The sequence below is a fragment of the Deltaproteobacteria bacterium genome (genome assembly GCA_009692615.1).
Taxonomy (GTDB): domain Bacteria; phylum Desulfobacterota; class Binatia; order UBA9968; family UBA9968; genus DP-20.
On the sequence record SHYW01000003.1, the window covers coordinates 1 to 21,608 of the forward strand.

Consider the following 21,608-nt stretch of genomic DNA (forward strand, 5'->3'; position numbering starts at 1 on the left):
ACGCACACACTTGGCCTATATCGAACCAACTCCAACAAGGTGGGGTTCCGCTATGGCCAGGTTTCTAACTTACGACCTCAACCCAACGCACTACCCTGACATAATCGCGTTGCTGTTAACATGACATATTGACGTTGCCACGACACGATTTTTTTAGTATTTTCCTCTAAGAATCGCGGTTTCTTCCTCGTGCAATTCGAAGTCGCCGCCAGCTTCACGCAGCGCGACGCCGTATTGCGAACGGGCGCAGCCGATGGACACGTAGCCTTGGCGCACGTCTTCGAGAACTTTTTTCGGGTTGCGTTTGAAGGGATTGCCGAGGCCGCCGCCGCCGGGCCGTTCGACGCGGATGGTGTCGCCTTGCCGCAAGCGATGGTCGCCGAAGCGCGATGGTAGATGCTTGGCAGCGTTTGATTGTAGATTGACCACGCAGGCACCTTTGCCGCCTGGCAGACCCTCCTCGCTGCCGAATGGTTCGATGGCATGTTTGTCGGTGCGCATGGAGAAGCGCACTTCGTCGGCGAGAATCCGGTAGTCGCGAGCGAAGCCCAGGCCGCCACGCCATTCGCCGGCGCCGCCGGAGTCGGCGAGCATTTCAAAGCGTTCCACTCGGGTGGGGAACTCCGACTCGATGATCTCGATGGGCGCGGTTTTGCAGTTGCTCAGATGGAAAGCCGTCGCCGACACGCCGTCTTTGCCCGAGCGCGCGCCGGTGCCGCCGCTGAAGATTTCGTAATGGACATACGCGCGATTGGACTGCGCGTCGCGGCCGCCGAGCACCAAGGCGCCGCTGCCGGAGCCGCCGGCGATGCGCTTGTCCGGCACGAAGGCCGCCAGGGCATTCAGGATCGCTTCGGCCGCGGTGAGCGCTGTCGGCATGTAAGTATTCACCGCCGCCGGAAAGCGCGGATTGACCACGCTGCCGTCGCGGAAGGTCGCATCGATGCAGCGGGCGAGGCCTTGGTTGATCGGCAGGAAACGATCCACCAGCGCAACTAAACAGTAGGCGCAAGCGGCGCGCACCAGTGGCGGGCGAATGTTCGCCGGCCCTTGAGTCTGATCGCTGCAGCCGCTGAAGTCGAAATGTAATCTGTCGCCGGTCTTGTTTACTTTGACATGAATGCGGATCGGCTTGGTGAGATCGATGCCGTCGTGATCGACGAAGCTTTCGCCTTCGGACTCGCCGTCCGGCCAACCGGCGATGGTCTGGCGCACGCGCCGTTCGGTATAAGCTGAAAGTTGTTCGGTGGACTCGACGATCGTCGCTTTGCCGTAGCGCTCCATGAGTTCGCAGACCCGTCGTTCGCCCAAGCGCGCCGCGCCGACCTGGCCGCGCAGGTCGCCGATCACCAGCGCCGCGGTGCGGCTGTTGGCGGCGATCATCGCTTCTATTTCTTTCACCGGTTTGAGTTCGGCCATGAACTTCACCGGCGGCAGGTGCAAACCTTCTTGATAAATTTCCCGCGCGTTGCCGCTGCCGCTGCCGGGCACGGTGCCGCCGATGTCGCTCTTGTGCGCCATGTTGGCGGCGAAGCCGACCAATTCATTGTCAAAATAGATCGGTGTGAACACGCCCATGTCGGGCGCATGAGGGCTGCCGCCGAGATAAGGATGGTTGGTGATGAAGGCGTCGCCGGGATGAATTTCCTCTTGAGAAAAAGTTTTCAAGATCGCCGCGGCGCAGGCGGGAAAGGCGCCCATGTGGAGCGGCAGAACGACGTGCTGGGCGATCACTTCGCCCTGGGTATTCAAGATCGCGCAGCTGGCGTCTTGGGATTCACGAATAATCGTCGAGTAGCCGGTGCGAAATAAACTGTTCTGCATCTCCTGGACGATGCCGGCCAGGCGCGCTTGGATGACTTGCAGGGTGATGGGATCGACCATGGGGTAGGCAATAGGCATTAGGCAACAGGCAATAGTAGGAAAACCGGACAACGAATGACTGGCATCTTTCTGTTGCCTATTGCCTGTTGCCTGTTGCCTGCGCGCGCAGTGCGCTAGTTTGCTGCTGATTGATCACGTAATCCGCATCCGCGCTATCGATCGCCACGCGATAAACTTCCCGCGCGCGCGCTTGGGTCACGTAGCCGTTGCGCACGTCGTTTAAGACGCGCGCTGGGTCGCGGGTCAGTGGATCGCCTAGGCCGCCGCCGCCGGGGGTTTCTAGACTGAAGACTTCGCCGGGATGCATGACATGGTCGGAGAAGCGCGATGGGATCACGCGCTCGCCGGCTTTGCCGGGATTGAGCACGCAGTGGCCGGTCCTGCCATCGCTGCCGCCGTCGATGCCCTTGGGCGCGACGCTGTGTTTGGTCGAGCGCAGCGAGAAACGCGCGTCGTTGTCGAGCATCTCGTATTCGCGGACGAAACCCAAGCCGCCTCGAAATGCTCCAGGGCCGCCGGAGTCGGCGATCAGTTCGAAGCGATTGACCCTGGTGGCGAATTCCGATTCGATGATTTCAATCGGCGCGATTTTGGCATTCGATTGATTGACATTGGTTCCCGACACGCCGTCCTTGCCGCTGCGGCCGCCGGAGCCGCCGCCAAAGATTTCATACTGCACATAACCCTTGCCGGTTTTGTTGCTGCGGCCGCCGATGATGATCGACCGGCTGCTGCAGCCGTCGCCGACCTTTTTGTGCGGCGTGATTTGGCTCGAGGCTTCGAGCAGCGCCTCCACCAGGGCGTGGACGGTCGGATTGTAAGTATTCACCGGCGCGGGAAAGATCGGGTTGACCACGCTGCCGTCGCGCACTTTGATTTCGATGCAGCGCGCCAAACCATAATTGATCGATAACGCCGGATCGACCAGGCAAGTCATCAGATAGGCGCAGGCGGCGCGCACGATGGTCGGGCGAATATTCGCCGGCCCCTTGGTCTGATCGGCGCTGCCGGTGAGATCGAAGAGCACACGGTCGCCTTTTTTCTCCATGCGCACATGCAGACGCACGGGTTTGTCGAGTTCAACGCCGTCGCTGTCGACGAAGCGTTCGCCGGTGCCCTCGCCGTCGGGCCAGGAAGCGATTTCCTTGCGTACTTTGGCTTCGGTGAGGTCGAACAATTCATCGAAGGCGGTTAGAATCGTCTCTTTGCCGTAGCGCTCCATCATTTCTTGAAAGCGCCGTTCGCCCAGACGCGCCGCGCCGACTTGGCCGCGCAAATCGCCGATGACCAATTCCGGCGTGCGGCTGTTGGCGGCGATCATCGCTTCGATGTCTTTGCTGATCTGCAACTTGTGCACGAATTTAATCGGCGGGACGTGCAGGCCTTCTTGATAAATTTCCCGCGCCTGACTCCAACAGCTGCCCGGCACTGGCCCGCCGATGTCGCTCTTGTGCGCCAGGTTGGCGGCGAAGCCGACCCATTCGCCCTTAAAAAAAATCGGCGAGAGCACCGCCATGTCGGGCGCGTGAGGACTGCCGCCAAGATAAGGATGGTTAGTAATGAAGGCATCGCCTTCATGGACTTCGTCGGCAGTGTAATTTTTTAAAATTCCCGCGGCGCAGGCGGGAAAGGCGCCCATGTGCAGCGGCAATACGACATGCTGCGCGACGACTTCGCCGGCGCGATTCAAGATCGCGCAGCTGGCGTCTTGCGATTCTCGAATGATCGTCGAGTAGCCGGTGCGGAACAAAGAGTTTTGCATCTCCTGGACGATGCCGGCCAGGCGCGCTTGGATAACTTGCAGGGTGACGGGATCGACGGTCATGAATGGTTAGGCAACAGGCAATAGGCACCAGGCAATAGTAAGAATTCCGAACATCCTACTGTTGCCTATTGCCTGTTGCCTCATGCCTTCTCCTTTATGATGATATTTCGATACTCATCCACGGCCGCTTCCTGTTCCGGCTGAATTACGGTCGTGGTGTCGAGTTGTTCGACGATGGCCGGGCCGGTGATTCGATGTCCCGGCTCGAACAGGTCGCGGTTATAAACTTGGGTCATGAGCACGCCGTGTTCTTTACCGAAGAAGACTTTGCGCTCGCCGGTTTTCGCTGCTTCAACTTTTCGTCCGGTGACTTTTCCCGGCGACAGTTTCGCCTGGGGCACCAGGCCGAGGGAAATCAATCGCAGACTGACCAGCTCCACCGGTTCGCTCTCGGCTTTGTGGCCGGAGTTCTGCTCGTGCATGGTGTCGAAGCGGCCGCGCATGAGAGTCAGATCATGCCTGGTGAACGGCGGCATGGACGCGGGCACGGTGAGTTCGTAGCCTTGGCCGGCGTAGCGCAGATCGAGATAAGGTTCGATTTTGATTTCTTCGTCGCTGAAACCTTCGCTGTGCAGATCAGCTTTGGCGCGCTCGATCAACTGATGAAACATATGGTTGATCTCGGCTAAATCTAAATCGTCGAGGCCGACGAGTTTCGAGCGCACGTAGTCGTGCTTAACATCGGACATCAACAGACCCAGAGCCGAGTGCACACCCGGTGTCAGAGGCACGAGCACCGATGGAATGCCGAGATCGAGCGCCATTCTGCCGGCGTGCATCGGCCCACCGCCGCCGAAGGCGACCAGCGTGAAGTCGCGGATGTCATAACCGCGCGCGGATGAAACCGCTTTGATCGCTTCTTCCATCTTGGCGTCGATGATTTTCAAGACGCCGTCGGCGGCTTCGAGCAAATCGAGCTTCAACGGCTTGGCGAGTTTTTCCTGCAAGACGCGCTCGGCTTTGGCTTTGTCGAGCTTCATGCGGCCGCCGAGAAAGTGATTGGGATCGAGGACGCCGCAGACCATATTCGCGTCCGTGACGGTGATGTTCTCGCCGCCGCGGTCGTAGCACACTGGGCCAGGATCGGCGCCGGCGCTATCGGGACCGACTTGCAAGCCGCCCACGGCGTCGATGCGCGCAATCGTCCCGCCGCCGGCGCTGACCGTATGAATGTCCAACATCGGCAGCGCAATCGGTCGCAAATTTATTTTTCCCTGCGTCGTGATCACCGGATTGCCTTGATGGATCAGCGCGACATCGCAGCTCGTGCCGCCCATGTCGAAGGTGATGATGTTGTTGATGCCGACCCGCTCGCAAGTTCCCATCGACGCGATGACGCCGCCGGCGGGGCCGGAGAGCACCGTCGCCACCGGTTTTTCCGCCGAGCCTTTAAAGGTCGACACGCCGCCGTTGGACTGCATGATGTAGAGTTTCGGCGTGGTGACGCCCAGCTCTCTCATTCGGCTTTCAAGGCGGCCCAAGTAGTTCGCCATCACCGGCGCGATGTAGGCGTTGATCACCGTGGTGCTCAACCGATAGAACTCGCGGATCTGCGGCAGGACTTCGTAGGACAGCGATAGGCGTGCTTCGGGAAATTCCTCGGCGAACAGCTCTTTGATTTTCAGTTCATGGTCGGGATTCAAAAACGAAAAGAGAAAACAGACGGCGACCGATTGCACGCCTTTTTTCTTGAGGCTGCGCACAGCTTGGCGCGACGCTTCGACGTCGATCGCCTTCAGCGCGTTGCCTTTGAAGTCGACGCGCTCGGGAATTTCTTCGGTGAGATAAGGCGGCGCGAGCAATCTTGGCTTTTCGAAAAACAGATCGTAGGTCGCCGGGCCGTAGCCACGGGTCTGCTCCATCACTTCGTAAATGCCGCGAAAGCCCTGGGTGACCAGCAGGCCGGTCTTGGCGCCTTTTTCTTCGAGCAGCGTGTTGGTGCCGACCGTGGTGCCGTGGCAGAAAAACGACACGTCGCCGGCGGTGACGCCTTGATCGATCAGTTCTTTGACGCCGTTCAGTACGGCTTGAAACGGTTCCTTCGGTGTCGACGGCACTTTGGTGATGGCGATCTCGCCGTTGTCTTCGTTGAAGAAAACGAAATCGGAAAAGGTGCCGCCGGTGTCAACGGTAACTCGGTACTTGGACATAGTCCGTTTCGTCTACCATGGAATTTTCACTGCTTCAATCTTAGTGCGTGCGCGCCGTGAGAGCGGAACAAAAATGCCGCGCAGGCGGACGGCTGCGCGGCATTTTTCTGCGGGTAAAATTTACGCTGAGCTACGCCGCTTGCACCAGCGCGCGGTAATGGCCGGCCTTGGAGATCGGCGGCAAACCTTTGACGATCACTTGCCAGCTGTCGCCGAGATCGTTGCTTGAGAAAATTTCGCCGGCGGTGGTGGCGGCATAGATCGCCGTCGAAGCGCCGGCTTCTTCTAAGCAGAAAGCTTCGATGCTCGCTTGCAGCCGGTCGGGTAAACCGTTTTTCAAAATCTCCCAACTCTTGCCGCCGTCTTTGCTGCGCGAGATGCGCGCGCCGGCGAAGTGTGTATTGCGCCAAGTGCCCGGCGCGTCGTGGGCCGCGGTCATGAACATCAACTTGGGATCGCTGGGACGAAACACGAAGCCGTCGGGATAACCGCCGATTTCATCTTCACGCCGGGTCCACTGTTCCCAGCTGGCGCCGGCTTGAGGGCTGGCGTAGAGGCCGCGGCCGGTGACGGCGTATAAAAATTTGCCGTTGCTCGGATGGATCATCAAACGATGCACGTCTTCATAGAGATCGGTGGCGCCAAGCTCTTGCCAATGCTCGCCGCCGTCGGTGCTCTGCAGCAAAGCGCCGACTTCGATGGCGGCGTACATGGTGGTCGGGTTGTCCGGATCAAAATTGATATGCTTGACATGACCGATATGGGGCGGCGCGGGAAAACTCCACTTGGCGACGCTCGGCACCGAGCGCAGGTTGGGCAACTCAGTCCAGTTCATGCCGAGATCGTCACTGACGAATAGATGGGCCGGTTCGGTTCCGGCGAAGACGCGCACGCGGCCGTTGATTTTTTTCGCCGCCAGCGAGTAGACGTTGTTTTGGGTCATGCCGTTGTTGCGCGCTTCCCAGCTCTTGCCGCCGTCGGCGCTGACCAAGACGCCGCCCTGAAACGCGCCGGCGAAGATCAAGCCGCTTTCCGGTTCTTCGACGATGGCGCTCACATGTTTGTCGGTGACGGCACGATGAGCGATACGCCAATCGGACTTTGCCGAGTCGCGTTCGACCGAGATGGCGCCCTCGCGGCTGCCGATCAGGATTTGGTTCGACGGCGTGTTGGCCGAGTAAATGGTCGTGCCGCCGTGGGATAAAGCGATCGTCATATGCCTGCCCTCCAAATAAAAATGTAAAATGTAAATAATAGGTGCGGACTCGGCGGTAGCATTTCACTTCACCATTTTTCTGTCAAGCGAACCGTGGATTAGGTCGTGGCTCGGTTAGATTGCCGTGTCGGTACATGGTGTGAGTAAGATTTCTCGCTGCGCTCGAAATGACATATTTCCAACGGTTGTCATCCCGAACCCTTCGGCTACGCTCAGGATAAACTTCGTGAGGGATCTCGCTATGCTGAACCACTACCGTGGATTACCGCAGCGGATTTGACAGCCCGTCGGCTTTGTTGGAAGGTTCAGGTGAAGAGGAGAAACGCCATGAATGCCGAAAGCATGTACCAAGCCGGCCAGGACGCAGTGCGCAACTTCACCAAAGATGAAAACGACGCGCTGACCAAAGTCGGGCCGGCGACTGTGATGGGCAACTTGTTTCGCCAATACTGGATACCAGTGACGCCGGCGGTGGATGTGCAGAGCCGGGCGGCAAGCCATTGCGGGTCAAACTGCTCGGCGAGGAACTGGTGTTGTTTCGCGCTAAAAATGGCCAATTGGGTTTGATCGGCGCTATTTGCCCGCATCGTTTGGCGCCGCTGTTTTATGGCCGGGTTGAAGACGACGGCCTGCGCTGCATTTACCATGGCTGGAAATTTGCCCCCGGCGGAAAATGTTTGGAGATGCCGAATGTTCCCGCCGAGCTCGGCTTCACCGATCGGATTCACCATCCCGGTTATCCTTGCGTCGAACGCGGCGGCATTATTTGGACTTACATGGGACGGGCGCAAGAGTTGCCGGCGTTGCCGGATTTGGAATTTCTTCGGGTCGACGACGACGACCGGCAGTACCGATTAATTTTTTCAGGAGTGCAATTATCTTCAAGTGCTCGAAGGCGGCATCGATCCGACCCACGTCATGTGGCTGCACTCGCCCTACGATCTGGCGGACGAAGTGTTGACCGCCGCCAACCAGCCAGAGCAGCATAAAGCCGCCCAGCGCTCGGGCGCGCGCACGCCCCTCGATGTCACCATCGCTGACACCGCCGGGGGATTTACTTACGGCGCCAAACGGCCGGCGGGCGAGGGCAAGAGTTTGTGGCGCGTCAATCAGTTCATCATGCCTTTTTACACCATGCCGCCGGGCGGCGATCAGAAGCAGGCGCGGGCTTATATTCCGGTGGACGATGAGAACTGCATCAAATGGCAGATCAAATGGTATCCCAGTAAAGCGATCAAGGCGGCGTCAAAAGAAAGTTTGCGCCCACCGTTTGCCGAAGAGGCCTACGATGCGCCGACCAACGCGCTGCCCTACGGCCACATTCGCACCCAGGCGAAGAAGTCGAATGATTACTTGATCGACTGGGAATTACACAAGGCGCGCCGCTTCGGCATCGCCGGGGTGAATCTGCAAGACGTTGCGGTCACCGAGAACGAAGGACCGCTGCCGATTCTCGATCGCACCAAGGAAAATCTTTGCGCCGGCGATCTGACGGTGATCAAGGCGCGGCTCATGTTGCTCGAAGCGGCTCAGGCGTTGCGCGAACATGGCTCAACGCCCATCGGCGCCAACGATCCGAGCGTCTATCGCGTGCGCGGTAGCTCGGTGATCGTGCCGGACGACATCGATTGGGTCGAAGGCGCGCGCGAGTCGGTGACCGTGCCGGCGGTGGGGTAGGAAGAATTCACCACGGAGGACACAGAGGACACAGAGTAGGGGCCGGTCGCGACCGGCCCGGTCCTGGTTCGGAAAAATTAACCGCACCCTTCGACGTTGCTCAGGGCAATCGGGGCGCAAAGAGCGCAAAAAAAATTCTGACGTAGGGGCGACCGGCGGTCGCCCTTCCGATCAACGCAACGTTCTGCCAACCGGGTCGAATTGCTGATTCACGCCGATCTCTTTTAGTACACTGTCGACGAAGCGGGTGTCGGTCCATTCGCTGACTTCGATCTTGGGAACTTTTTCAAACGAAGCGGTTTGGTAATTGAACTCGGCGGTTTTTTTGTACTGATCGAGATTCATTAAACCATTTACCGCCCAAGCGGATTTGAATCCAAGCCATAGATTCGCCGCGTCTTTGCGATCGAGTTTGGGCCGTCGCTTGGTGATGGCGTTGACCCAGGCTTCTTGGTTGTCGGCGAAGTAGCGGCTGGTTTTGATGATCGCCGAGGTGAAGCGGCGCAGCTGTTCGGATTTCTCTTCAATCACTTTCGCCGTTACGGCGTTGACCTTTTCCACCACCGTGGCGTTTTCGAAGAATGCGTTTTGATCGATCAACACTTTGACGCCGGGTTCGCGTTGAATCGTCGCCCAGGTGCCCACCGACATGGTCGTCGCATCGACCCGGCCGGCCACTAGCGCTTGGGCGCGGGTCGACGGCACGCCCATGGCGAGAACCGTCAGGTTCGCGGTGTTCACTCCGAGTCCTTTGAGGGCGATCATTGACAAAGTATGATCGACGCTGCCGAGACGCGCCACGGCGAAAGATCTGCCGTGTAGGTCTTGCGCCGATTTGACCTCGTCGCGGGCGGCGACGAGAAAATACAGTCGGGCATCGGGGGAGTGAATGGCGCGCAAGGTTTGCACTTTCGCCGCGGTCAATCGTATCGCTTCGGAAGTCGCGATGTTACCGACGTTGATGTCGCCGGAGATCATGGCGGCCACCGCCAGCGGCGTGCCCTGGAGTTCGATCAATTCGACTTCCAGCCCTTCGCGTTGATAGAAGCCCAAATCTTTGGCCAACCAATTGACCGAATTGGGCAACGGCGGCACCGGCGAGGAAGCCAGACCGACGCGCAGTTTGAGCGGCTCTTTCGACCTCAGTTCGGCGCCGTGAACGGTTGCGCTTTGACAAAATAAAGCGAGCGTGAGCAGTGCGGCGAGCAAATGCATTTTCAATTCCCCATACCTCGTGAACATCTAACAGCAACGACCTTACACGGCGATTATCTGGAGTCAACTTGCGTTGCTTGACCTTGCCCGCGTCGGGCTGTAAACGATTGTCAGTGGTTGCCGATGCTAGCCATCGGGGCAAGGAGTATGTGAATGAGTTCCAATGAAAAAATCGTCGTGTTTGGGCCAGCATTACCGCTCAACATCGCGCCCATGTGGGTCGCCTACGACAAGGGGTTTTTCAAAGAGGAAGGTTTGGACGTCGATCTACGGCCGGTGCAGGGCATTCCCGATAGCGAGCATCCGCGCCATCAATGGCGCAAAGAGGGCGCGATCGTTTTCCAATCTCCCGGCGGCTCGCCGCCGTTTCGCTCGGTGTTGGAGAAGCGCGATCACATCGACGGCGAAGTCAACGTGGTTTCCATCGCCAACCGCACGGCCCATGTGTTTGTCGCCAAACCCTATATTAAAGACGTTGCCGACTTGAAGGGCAAGAAAATCGCCGGCGATTTGAAAGGCGGGTCGAGCATGGACGCCAAGATGGTCATGCGCCACTTCGGCGTCGATCCGGATAAGGATGTCACCTGGATCGACAGCCGCGGCAAGCCGCCCAACACGGAACGTTTTCGCTTAGGGCTGTTCGAGCGCGGCGAAGTCGACGCAGTGTGCTGCGATCCGCCGCACTGGAATATCGCCGTGCAGATGGGCGGCCATGCGCTGGCGTCGTGCCGCGATCTTTTTAAAATCCCCGAGGCGGGCTTTTCCACTTCGCCGGCGGTGATCGCCGAGAAACCCTTCGTGGTGAAGGGAATGATTCGCGCGCTGCTCCGCGGCGTGATGGTGGCGCGCCATAGCAAACAAGAGACCCTCGACTCAATCTTGCGCCATAATCATTTTATCAACCGCGAGTTGGCAACGTTGGCTTACGACGAAGTGCACAAAGAATGGGGCCCGGTGCTCGACTTGGAAGCCTATCAACGCAAGGTCGATTTCTACACCAGCGAGTGGAACCTGCCGAAGAAGCCGGTGAGCGACTACTACAATTTTAAATATTTGAAGGAAGCGCTCGACGAGTTGGGTTTGCTGCACACTTGGGATCCACGGCTGGAATTCAAAGAATAGTCCGCCAATAAGCAGAAGTTAGTAGATAAATTAGAAGATCCGATCTGGCGTTAAAGGCAATTTCTTTGGGTTCATCGCGATTGAGTTTTGGGAGGTTGCTTGAATGTACAAAACCACCAAAGAAGAAAATGAGATTCTCACGCGCACCGGCAAGGGAACGCCGATGGGCGAGTTTCTACGGCGCTATTGGTGGCCGGTTGGGATTTCGGCGCATTTGAAAATCAAGCCGACGTTCATTCGCGTATTCGGCGAGGATTTAGTCCTGTTTCGCGACGGCACGGGCAAAGCCGGCGTGATCGGCGCCTACTGCGCGCATCGGCGGGCGAATTTATGTCTTGGCGATGTCGAGAAGGACGGCGTGCGCTGCCGTTATCATGGTTGGTTGTACGATCGCGACGGTCAGTGCCGGCAGATTCCCGGCGAGCCGGCCACCAGCGAATTGAAAAAAGAATCGATCCGCCTACCGGCGTATCCTGTCGAAGAGCTTGGCGGACTCATCTTCGCCTACTTTGGCCCGCAGCCGGTGCCGCTGGTGCCGCGTTACAATTTTCTCGTCGGAGACGGCGAAGTTTATATTACCGTTCAAGGCATTCAGAACTGCAACTGGCTCCAATGCGTCGAGAACGGCATGGACCCGGTGCATCCGAGTTTCACCCACGGCGGCGCTTGGCCCGATATCATGAGCACCGAGCCAGAACTGGGTTTCCATGAAACCGAATGGGGCATGGTCTATAAAGCCTATCGCAACACCAAAGATCCCGGCATTCTCAACTACCGTGAGCACCACTTGCTGATGCCCGGCGTGAGCTGCGGCGGCAGCGGCGGACGCTACTTGTCGGGTCAGAACGCCAACACGCCGGTGTCGGCGGCGCGTTGGAGCGTGCCCATCGACGACACCCACACGTTGCTCATGCGCGTGCGCTTCAAGCCGTCGGATAATCCCGGCAAGTATGAAGGCGATCCATTCAGCAAACGTTGGAAGCCGCCGCAGGTGTTCATCGCGCCCTACAAAGAATACCTGGACTCCGACAATCCCGAATTGGGCTATCCAATCCCGCCGCTCCATTTCATCGAGGACGGCATGGTGGTCGATAGCATGCCGTCCATCGCCGACCGCGAGAATGAAAATCTCGGCCCGGCGATCGACGACGGCATTATTAAATTACGCCAGATGTATTTGCGCGAGATCGACAAAGTGAAACGCGGCGAAGATCCGCGCTGCGTGGTGCGCGATCCGGCGAAGAATCAGATGATTCTAATTCCCGCCTACGAAACCTGGGTGCCGGAGAGCGAACGCAATCTCGGTAAAACCGTGGCGGCGGGATAAGAGAGATTGGCCGCACCCGTCGACAAAGCTCAGGGCGATCGGGAACGCAAAGGGCGCAAGAAAAATTCGGATTTGTAGGGGCGGGTTTTAAACCCGCCCTCTCGGAGGAACTATGGCGATACACGTCGTTAATGAAAATGATGTTGAGAAAGTAAAGAGCGGCCGCGGTTTTACTAAGTGGCTGCATGTTTCGCCGGGCGGGGCGGGGCCGGAGATGATGATCCGTAACTGGGGGCCGGATACCGATATCCCGGTGCACAGCCATCCTTATCACGAAATGTTTTACGTCCTTGAAGGCGAAGTCGAGATCGACGGCAAGACGTACACCGCCGGCTCGTGCATCTACATCGAGAAAAACACGCCCTACGGTCCGACCCGCGCGCCCAAGGGCGGCAAGGTGTTGCGCTACGCCGAGGCCGGAATCGGCAAATAGCATGGAAGAAAAATATATCGATGCCGACGGCATCAAGACTTTTTACGTCAAGGCCGGCAACGGCTTTCCCGTGGTCATGTTCCACGGCGCGGCGCCGGGCGCTTCGGCGCAGGTCAATTGGCAGTTGAATATCGAACCGCTGGCCGCTGCTGGCTTCACAGTTTACGCCTACGACCAAGCCGGCTATGGCCGTAGCGATAACCCCGCCGATCTTTCCATCGAATATCGCGTCACTCACGCGAAAGCTTTCATCGACGCTTTGAAGCTAGATCGCTATCATGTCATCGGCAATTCCGTCGGCGGCTATATCGCGGCGCGCCTCGCGCTCGAAGATCCACGCGTCGGCAAATTTGTCACGACCACTAGCGGCACGCTCGCGCCCAAAGGCTCGGCGGAGTCGCAGGCTTTGGGGCAAAAACATTCCGAAGAGCTGCGCGAGTACGTTCCGAGCCTAGAAAACATGCGCGCGCTGACGCTCGGTACGCTGCATCGCAAAGAGTTGGTTACTGAAGAGTTGGTGCGGGCGCGCTACGAGATGAGCCTCGGCAAGAATCAAGAAGCGGCGCTCAAAAGAAAAAGCGCCAAGCCGCCGCGCTCGTTGATCGACGAATTGCCCAAGCTCAAGACCAAAACGCTGCTGTTATGGGGCAACCAAGACCGCGGCGTTTCGGTCGAACGCGGCCTGCTGCTGTTTCAATTGATTGCCAATGCCGAGTTCCATCTGTTCGACCAGTGCGCCCATTGGGTGCAATGGGATCAAGCCGAACGGTTCAACCGGCTGGTGAGCGATTTTCTCAAAGCCAGTTAACGGCGTAGCGCCGCAAGGAGCGAGGATGAAGCAAGTCCTTACATCGATTCTAATCTTGATTGCGCTCTCAGCCGTTACAGCGCCGGCGCAAGAGCGTAAGCTCGAGCGCATCCGCATCGGCGGCGGCTCCACTTCGGCGACCCAGATGGCGATGTGGTTGGCCAAAGAGGCCAATCTTTATGAGAAGCATGGCCTCGGCGTCGAAGCGATCAGCATTCCCGGTAGTTCGTTGGCGCTGCAGGCGATGCTCTCGGGCGAGCTGCCGATCATTCAGCTCGGCGGCGCGGCGTCGATCCAGGCCAATCTCGCCGGCGCCGATACGATCATCATCGCCACCATCGTCAAGAAATTTCTTTTCTGGATTTACGGTCAGGCGAATATCAATCGGATGGAAGATCTGAAGGGCAAAGTGTTCGGCACAACGCGCTTCGGTTCGCTGTCCGATCTGGCGTCGCGTTTCGCGCTGCGCGCCGCCGGCATCGATCCCGAGCGCGATATCACGATGGTGCAGACCGCCGGGCCGGCGGAAACCGTGGCGGCCATCGCCAGCGGTAAGATTCATGCCGCGGCGTTGAGTCCGCCGGCAACCTTGCAGGCGAAGAAAGCCAAACTCAGAGAACTGCTCGACATGTCCAAGCTTGACGCCGAGTATCACATCAACGGCGTGGTGACGACGCGGAAATATTTGAAGACCAATGAAGACACGGTGCGCCGTTTCATGCGCGCCTACACCGAAGCGGCGGTGCGCGGTCAGCGCGACAAAGCTTTCGCCGTGCGCGCCATGGGAAAAATTTTTCGCAGCGACGACCGCGAACTGCTCGATGAAAGCTACGATCTGATCATCAAACCGAGCTTCGTCGTGCCGCCGCATCCTTCCGTCGCCGGCGTGGCGAGCTTGTTAAAAGGGTTGGAGCCTTCTAGTCCGAAGGCCAAGGGCTCGAAGCCGGAAGATCATGTCGACGGGCGTATCGTGCGTGAGTTGGAGCAGAGCGGGTTTATCAAATCTCTACAGTAGTAGATGGCGTGGGAGCGACGGCGACAATTGACACCTTATTGATTGCTGGAGTAGTTTCGAATCGACGATCGTTGGATATTTAATAGAGATCAGTTCACTTAATGGTTGGGCCTTAAAGGGGTACCGAGGCTAACGAATGTTTCGAACCACTGCGGATAAATTCAAGATCTTATCCAGTTACCTTATAGGTGGCGCCGCTATCCTGTTTTGTTTGTACACGGCAGTGACTGAGGGCTTAAACCCCAAACTTCAAGTGCTAATCTGTCTTCTTGGTGGCACTGTAGGCTGGTGCGTCGGTTTGTACCTCACACCCACAAGTGAAGGAGAGAAGCAGCAACTTTCCGAATTTAGCAAAGCTCTTTTAACCCTCATCTCGGGTTTCGGTCTGGGAAAAATCGACATAGTGGCAGCAAAGATTTCGGAGTGGGTTCCGGCGGGTGCAACTGAATCAGCGATTCGAATTCTCTTGTTCTTGTGCATGTTGCTTATCGGAGCGCTCTTCACATATATAAGCCGGTTGTTTGTAACTGGGACGGAGGATGAATTTAAGACGAAACGAGCGAAATTAATTGCTGAGCTGAAGAAGTCTGTTGCTGAACTTGAAAACAGTAACTAAATAACTAGGCACATCCTGGTTTTTAGACCGACAAGCATCGAAAAGTCTACCTCGATTTTTGTCTCGTAGGATATGGGCCGATTTGGCATTGAGGTCCTGGCTTGGTGTTGATGTCGAATCATAGTCATTTGAGAAGAAAGTCGGGACAGGCTACTTTTTTTGCAACAATACTGTAGAATAGAAGCCTAACTCCAAATTCATTACGGGTCTCCAAGCTAGTGGCAAATCTGTGCGCGCCCAAACGACACTTCTCTCGATAGTTAGACCACTTAATTAGAGAGCGTGTATGTTGACCTATATTGTTCGACCACGCGGGTTGTACTGCGAGCCCGAACTTACGGTGCTAGAATTTCCTGGTACGGTCCAGCTCGAGTTTAAATTAGAGCCCGGTGGGCCTTTTGGCGAAGATGTCCCCCCGATTCGCACTGTACCCGTCGGAGCAAATGCTCGCTTTGGGTGGGACGCCTGTCGCGGTGAGACTTCTGTGCAGACGGACGCTCGCTTGCCATGGTTGAACTTTACAATGCACGGAACAGATCAACAAATCACCTTAGATGGAGCCACGGTCAGAGTTGCCACCGACGTCCACTCGCGCGAAGAACTGGAGATTGTCTTAGAAACATATTATTACGCGTTGCCACCGTTGCTTGGACTTGAAATGCTGGACTCGCCAATTGTGGCAGAAGTTCGCGGTCGTTTAGGCGGTGTGTCATTTTGCTGGGGGCTCGTCGAAACTGGTATCGAGTCAATCGATGTAACTACAAAGGAACGTCAAGAAGAACGTGTACGGCGAGCATTCTCTCGTTTAGGTATCGTTGATAAGCGACTTGGTCTCGCGAATCGCCGGTTACTGGCCGCAACACATTACTTTCAAATCGCGTGTCGATTGTTGGGTGCTCAAGGACGACGCGGGGAGTTCCTTTCTGAAAGTATTCTGAATTTCGCAAAAGTTTTGGAAGTCTTATTTCCTGCTGCACCTCAGCAAAGCATCGACACGACTCGGCAGGCGTTGACGGGGCTGGATTTCACGGAAGTTGAGATTGAGGCTTTGTACATACCTGCCGTTGCATTGCGTAATTCAATCGACGTGGCGCATCCTACACTCGCAGTCTTTACAAATGACCAGTTGAAAACTTTGGCGCGTTATAGCGAGTTAGCGGAGGGAGCGTTTCGCGTCCTACTTGACCGTATTTTTGATAGTATTGGACTTGGCAAGTTTGAGCTGAAAGCTCTGCCAGACACGAAACCATCACCTGAGACGTTGCGAGTTATAACGCGGGTGGACGAGAACTTGAAAAGATATGAAACGACTCGCGTATCGTTAGTCTAACAATTGGCTTGCGTCGGATCGCTAGATTGCGCTCGTCAATTTCCTCCGCTCAGCCTTCGCGTTGGCTTAGCCTTGTGCCATCGAACGGCAGTAACGGAAGCCGTTTTCATGTGGCTCAACACTCGCACGTCGTTACGTACCTACAGCGCGTAGAACCGTTTGGCGTTGTTGTAGATGGTTTTCTTTTTCGCCGCTGGGCTCAAATCTTTTCTGGCGAAGTGCTCTTTGACTAATTTTTTCATGTCGGTGCGCGTCGCTTCGTGGGGGAAGTCGGAGGCCCATAGCAAACAATCGTCGCCGAGCAGTTCCACATCGCGTTTGGTGGTGATCTCTTCGCCGCATTGAAAATAAATTTGCTTGCGCGCCAACAGTTCGCTCGGCAGTACCGGCCGTTCGGTCGGCGGCACGCGCTGGAGGCGGTCCTCGATCTTGTCGATCAGATAGGGCGTCCAGCCGCTGCCGGCTTCCAAAAATCCCAGGCGGAGCTTTTTCAGTTTATTCATCACGCCGGAGAACATGATGTTGGTGAACTGGCGCATTTGCGGGATGACGTGGGTCAGCGTCGCCGCTTCGTTGGGCACTAGATAGCGGTCGTTATCGCGCAGGGAATTGCACGAGTGCACCGACAGCACGCAGCCCAAGCGGTCGGCTTCTTGAAACACCGGCCAATATTGTTTGTGGCCCAGCGGCAGTTGTAAGCCGTCCGCCGGCAGGATACCGCCGACCATGCCGTAGCGCTTGACCACGCGGCGCAATTCCTTCACCGCGGCTTTCGGGTCCTGCATGGGCAACAGCGCCATACCGCGAAAGCGCCGGTCATGAACTAAAAAGCGATCATGCAAATAGTCGTTGTAGGCGCGGCATAGTTCGACGGCGTAGGTCGGATTGCCGATCTGGCCGACATGCATGAAGCGAGTCGGGTAGAGCACCGTTAGCTCGAAGTTTCCTTCATCGAGTTTCTCGACCCACTCGCGCCAGTCGGGGACGCGGAAATCGGACGGGCGAAAGTCGTTGGCGGGGATCGAGCGATGCCAGCCGTGGTGCGGCGTCAACGGAAAATAAAGCATGGCGTCGCGCCGGTTGCGGTAGCCGGCCGACATGTATTCGATAATTTCTTCATCGGTCTCACGCACATGGCCGTCGGCGTCGATGATGCGCGGTTGCCCAGGGAGTTTTTTCATTGTCGGACTCTCGCTTTCTATTAGCTGATGGTTTCGCACGGGCAGCGAACTTCTGTCAACGAGAACAGCCTGGTTGCGTCAGTGTTAGTTCGAGCGTTGCTAAAAATGTTCTAGCTGCGCGTGGGGGAAAATCCCCCTTGATCCCCCTTTTCTAAAGGGGGATATGGATGCTAGACAGCTACCTGCACGTTCACGGGTCCAGCGAACGAAATGTCGCGCATGATCAGTTCTTCAAAGGGGGGAAGTTTAAAGTCTCCCTTTGTAAAGGGAGATTTAGAGGGATTTTGCCGATTGCGCGCCGCGACAAACTCGCCGGGGAAAAAACCGCCGTCAATAATTGCCACCGAAAAACCGTCCGCCGACTATTTCTTTACCGCTGATTAGAATTTTTCATCCGCCTACGTTACACTCGTCAGATGGCCGATTCTCTGACAGCGCGGCTTTTTAACCAGGTCGACCGGACTTCACAGGAGCGCGGCCGGGGTTATTTTTTGCACGGCGCGGTAACTTTCATCGAAGGCACAGCATGGACCATGCACGCCTCGGTGCAGGGGACGCGGCTCTACGACGTTCAGGTCAGCACCGAAAATCATCACGTCAACGCTTCCTGTACCTGCCCTTTTTTCGAGCGCGAGGAAGAACCGTGCAAGCATGTTTGGGCAGCTTTGTTGGCGGCCGAACGGGGCGGCTTGTTGTCGGGACTCAACTCTTTGGCGGCGCCGCATTTACGCGGTGTGCCGGCGCAACCGTTGGTGACCAGCGCGGGCACGAAGGCGCGGCCGCAGACGCGAGTGGCGCCGCCGACTTGGAAACAACAGCTGCAAAACCTCCGCGGTCAGCTCGAAGCCGCGGCGGTGCGAGACGACGGCAAACCGGCAGGCGAACGTGAATTGATGTATTTCATCTCGGCCGACGATTCCCTGCGGGCCGGCCAGCTGCGCTTGCAGCTCGCCCAACGCGAGCGCAAAGCCGACGGCAACTGGGGCAAGCTCAAGCACAAAAAATTTACCGTCTTGGACGTCGCCCAGTTGAGCGACGCCATCGATCGCCGCGTGCTCACCATGTTGCTCGGCGCCAGCGACGATTTCGGTTATGGCTATGGTTTGGGCGCACACTCGAGTCAGTTCTCTCTGGCGCCGACGATGTGGGATATTGCGCTGCCCCTGATGTGCTCGACGGGACGCTGCATTCTGCGCGAGTCGGTGGTCGACGATGATTTAACCGCGCTCCAATGGGACGGCGACGCGCCTTGGGATTTCGCCCTGCGCGTCGGGCCGGTGGAGGGTCGTAAACAATATAGCGTCAGCGGCGTCTTGCGCCGCGGCGACGCGGAAATGGCGCTGTCCTATCCCAATCTCATGGTCGCCGGCGGCTTGGTGATTTACGACAACATCGCGGCGCCGCTCAACGACGCCGGCGTGTTTGTCTGGATCGATCTGCTGCGCAGTCGGGAAACCCTGCGCTTCGCCAAGGGTGAAGCCGATGAGTTCATCGACGAATTATTGCATCTGCCGCGCCAGCCGCGCCTCGAATTGACCGAAGAGCTGCGCTTCGAGATCGTCTCGGCGCGTCCTAAGCCGAATCTAACGATCAAGCCGGGGCGCAGCGATCCCTGGGGCCGCGATTACGTCAGCGCCAATTTGGCTTTCGATTACGATGGCAATCTGATTGACGCTTCGCTGACCCGGCAAAATATTTATCAGAAGAACCGGCGCCGGGTGATCGAACGGGATTTGGCCGGCGAAGCGAGCGCCAAGGCGCGGCTCTCGCAGCTCGGCTTTCGCGACGGCTATTTGCTCCGCGATGGCCAGTTCGAGCTGCCCGCCGAGCGCATGGCGCGCGCCGTGCGTGCGCTCACCCAGGAAGGTTGGCGCGTCGAGGCCGAGGGTAAGCTCTATCGCAACGCCGGCAAGGTCAGCATGCAGATCAGCTCCGGCGTCGACTGGTTCGATCTCGACGGCGGCGCCGAGTTTGGCGATAGCCGGGTATCGTTGCCGAAACTGCTGCGCGCCATCAAGCAGGGCGAACAGAGCGTGCGCTTGGACGACGGCTCCATGGGGATCATTCCGGAAGAGTGGTTGTCCAAGTATCGTTTGCTCGCCAATCTTGGCAGCGTCAGCGGCAGCCATCTGCGTTTTACCCGGCCCCAAGCGGGCTTGCTCGACGCTCTGCTCGCCAATGAGCCGGATGTCAACGTCGACGAATTGTTTTCCCGCGTGCGCCGCGAGTTGAGCGAGTTTGCCGGCGTCATCGCGGTGGACGCGCCCGCCGGTCTATGCGGCGAACTGCGCGGCTATCAGCGCGAAGGATTGGGCTGGTTGGAGTTTCTCCAACGCTTCGGTTTCGGCGGCTGCCTCGCCGATGACATGGGTCTGGGCAAAACCATACAAGTCTTGGCGATGCTCGAATCGCGCCGCGCCTTGCGTTCTAAGAATGGCGCCGCCGCGCATCCGCCGTCGTTGGTGGTGGTGCCCAGGTCGTTGATGTTTCACTGGCGCGAGGAAGCGGCGCGCTTCGCGCCGGAAATAAAGATCCTCGAACATTTCGGCAGTGCCCGGCGCGTGCCGGACCGCCATTTTAACGACTACGATTTGGTCATCACGACTTACGGCACGCTCACTCGCGATGCTCTGCATTTAAAAAAGATTCACTTCGAGTACGCCATTCTCGACGAAGCCCAAGCGGTGAAAAATGCCAGCACCTTATCGGCCAAAGCGGTGCGTTTGCTGCAAGCCGATCATCGCCTGGCCTTGAGCGGTACGCCGGTGGAAAATCATTTGGGCGAACTTTGGAGCCTGTTTGAATTTCTCAATCCCGGCATGCTCGGCCACGCTTCGGCCTTCGGCGGCGCCGGGCGCAATCCGGATGTGGCGACGCGCGCACTGTTGGCGCGGGCGCTGCGGCCGTTTATCTTGCGCCGCACCAAGGGGCAGGTGGCTAAGGAGTTGCCGCTCAAGACCGAACAGACATTGTATTGCGATCTCGAAGGCGAGGAGCGCAAACATTACAACGAGCTGCGCGATTATTACCGCGACAAGCTGCTCAAGAACGTCGCTAGCGATGGACTTAAGAAGTCGAAATTTCAAGTCCTCGAAGCGTTACTGCGTTTGCGTCAAGCGGCCTGTCATCCAGGTTTGATCGACAAGGGAAGCGTTCATCTCGGCAGCGCTAAACTCGACGCCTTGATGGCGCAACTGGAGCAGGTTCTCGAAGAGGATCACAAAGCGCTGGTGTTCTCGCAGTTCACCAGCTTGCTGGCGATCTTGCGCGATCGGCTCGACAGCGCGAAGATCCCTTACGCCTATCTCGACGGCCGCACCCGCGACCGCCAAGCCAAGGTCGAACAGTTTCAAAACGATCCCAACACCAGACTGTTTCTAATTAGCTTGAAGGCCGGCGGCTTGGGCTTGAACTTGCACGCCGCCGAATATGTTTATCTGCTCGATCCCTGGTGGAACCCGGCGGTGGAAGCGCAGGCAATCGACCGCGCCCACCGCATCGGCCAAACCCGCCAGGTGTTCGCCTACCGCCTGATCGCCCGCGACACGGTCGAAGAAAAAGTTTTAGAATTACAAAAATCGAAGCGCGACTTGGCCGACGCGATCATCACTGAGGATAACAGCGTGATGCGCAACCTGACCCGCGACGATTTGGAATTGCTGCTATCGTGATTCGGATTTTCACCACAGAGGACATGGTTCGACTCCGCTCACCACAGGCGACGATCACAGAGTAGGGGCCGGTCGCGACCGGCCCGGTCGGAGTCGGAAATTTAACCGCACCCTTCGTCACGCTCAGGGCGACCGGGA

General features: G+C 57.6%; 16 protein-coding genes. 10 read left to right on the plus strand and 6 right to left on the minus strand.

All coding sequences use genetic code 11. The annotated features are described in order from the left end of the window. Positions 1-153: 153 nt before the first annotated feature. The 4 genes from EXR70_00935 to EXR70_00950 form a co-directional block, all read right to left on the minus strand. On the minus strand, positions 154-1,902 hold the full coding sequence (locus EXR70_00935; GenBank protein MSP37039.1) for a hydantoinase B/oxoprolinase family protein: 1,749 nt from the start codon (positions 1,900-1,902) through the stop codon (positions 154-156). Between the two features lie 58 nt (positions 1,903-1,960). Continuing rightward, a complete protein-coding gene (locus EXR70_00940) occupies positions 1,961-3,709 on the minus strand; it encodes a hydantoinase B/oxoprolinase family protein (protein ID MSP37040.1) in 1,749 nt (582 codons plus the stop codon). A gap of 80 nt (positions 3,710-3,789) precedes the next feature. Next, positions 3,790-5,859: a hydantoinase/oxoprolinase family protein gene (locus tag EXR70_00945; GenBank protein ID MSP37041.1), complete on the minus strand. Its 2,070-nt coding sequence runs from the start codon at positions 5,857-5,859 to the stop codon at positions 3,790-3,792. A 130-nt stretch (positions 5,860-5,989) separates the two neighbouring features. Then, a complete protein-coding gene (locus EXR70_00950) occupies positions 5,990-7,075 on the minus strand; it encodes a glycosyl hydrolase (GenBank protein ID MSP37042.1) in 1,086 nt (361 codons plus the stop codon). Between the two features lie 446 nt (positions 7,076-7,521). On the opposite strand from EXR70_00950, the gene EXR70_00955 reads away from it, so the two are divergent. Both EXR70_00955 and EXR70_00960 read left to right on the plus strand, forming a co-directional pair. Next, positions 7,522-8,064, plus strand: coding sequence for a hypothetical protein (locus EXR70_00955; GenBank protein ID MSP37043.1), 543 nt, complete (start codon positions 7,522-7,524; stop codon positions 8,062-8,064). Next, positions 7,961-8,752 carry a hypothetical protein gene (locus EXR70_00960; protein MSP37044.1) on the plus strand — a complete coding sequence of 264 codons (792 nt, stop codon included), beginning with the start codon at positions 7,961-7,963 and terminating at the stop codon, positions 8,750-8,752. The genes EXR70_00955 and EXR70_00960 overlap by 104 nt, the downstream gene beginning before the upstream one ends. A 171-nt stretch (positions 8,753-8,923) precedes the next feature. On the opposite strand, the gene EXR70_00965 is transcribed toward EXR70_00960, so the two are convergent. Further along, positions 8,924-9,994: a hypothetical protein gene (locus tag EXR70_00965; protein MSP37045.1), complete on the minus strand. Its 1,071-nt coding sequence runs from the start codon at positions 9,992-9,994 to the stop codon at positions 8,924-8,926. 126 nt (positions 9,995-10,120) lie between these two features. On the opposite strand from EXR70_00965, the gene EXR70_00970 reads away from it, so the two are divergent. The 7 genes from EXR70_00970 to EXR70_01000 all read left to right on the plus strand — a co-directional run bounded on the left by EXR70_00970 (position 10,121) and on the right by EXR70_01000 (position 16,618). Then, positions 10,121-11,089, plus strand: coding sequence for an ABC transporter substrate-binding protein (locus EXR70_00970; protein ID MSP37046.1), 969 nt, complete (start codon positions 10,121-10,123; stop codon positions 11,087-11,089). A 103-nt stretch (positions 11,090-11,192) separates the two neighbouring features. Next, a complete protein-coding gene (locus EXR70_00975; protein ID MSP37047.1) occupies positions 11,193-12,416 on the plus strand; it encodes a hypothetical protein in 1,224 nt (407 codons plus the stop codon). Positions 12,417-12,528: 112 nt separating this feature from the next. Further along, positions 12,529-12,849: a cupin domain-containing protein gene (locus EXR70_00980; protein ID MSP37048.1), complete on the plus strand. Its 321-nt coding sequence runs from the start codon at positions 12,529-12,531 to the stop codon at positions 12,847-12,849. 1 nt (position 12,850) lies between these two features. Then, complete coding sequence (locus tag EXR70_00985; protein ID MSP37049.1) at positions 12,851-13,657, plus strand: alpha/beta fold hydrolase; 807 nt, start codon at positions 12,851-12,853, stop codon at positions 13,655-13,657. Positions 13,658-13,682: 25 nt separating this feature from the next. Beyond that, positions 13,683-14,672: an ABC transporter substrate-binding protein gene (locus EXR70_00990; protein ID MSP37050.1), complete on the plus strand. Its 990-nt coding sequence runs from the start codon at positions 13,683-13,685 to the stop codon at positions 14,670-14,672. Between the two features lie 136 nt (positions 14,673-14,808). After that, entirely contained in the window at positions 14,809-15,288 is a 480-nt protein-coding gene (locus EXR70_00995; GenBank protein MSP37051.1) for a hypothetical protein, read from the plus strand. 484 nt (positions 15,289-15,772) lie between these two features. Next, entirely contained in the window at positions 15,773-16,618 is an 846-nt protein-coding gene (locus EXR70_01000) for a hypothetical protein (GenBank protein MSP37052.1), read from the plus strand. 140 nt (positions 16,619-16,758) lie between these two features. Here EXR70_01000 and EXR70_01005 read toward each other — a convergent pair whose 3' ends face one another. Continuing rightward, entirely contained in the window at positions 16,759-17,799 is a 1,041-nt protein-coding gene (locus EXR70_01005; GenBank protein ID MSP37053.1) for an amidohydrolase, read from the minus strand. A 416-nt stretch (positions 17,800-18,215) separates the two neighbouring features. Here EXR70_01005 and EXR70_01010 point away from each other — a divergent pair, with 416 nt between their 5' ends. Beyond that, positions 18,216-21,470 (plus strand): helicase SNF2, encoded by a 3,255-nt coding sequence (locus EXR70_01010; protein MSP37054.1) that lies wholly within the window; start codon positions 18,216-18,218, stop codon positions 21,468-21,470. Positions 21,471-21,608: the final 138 nt, after the last annotated feature.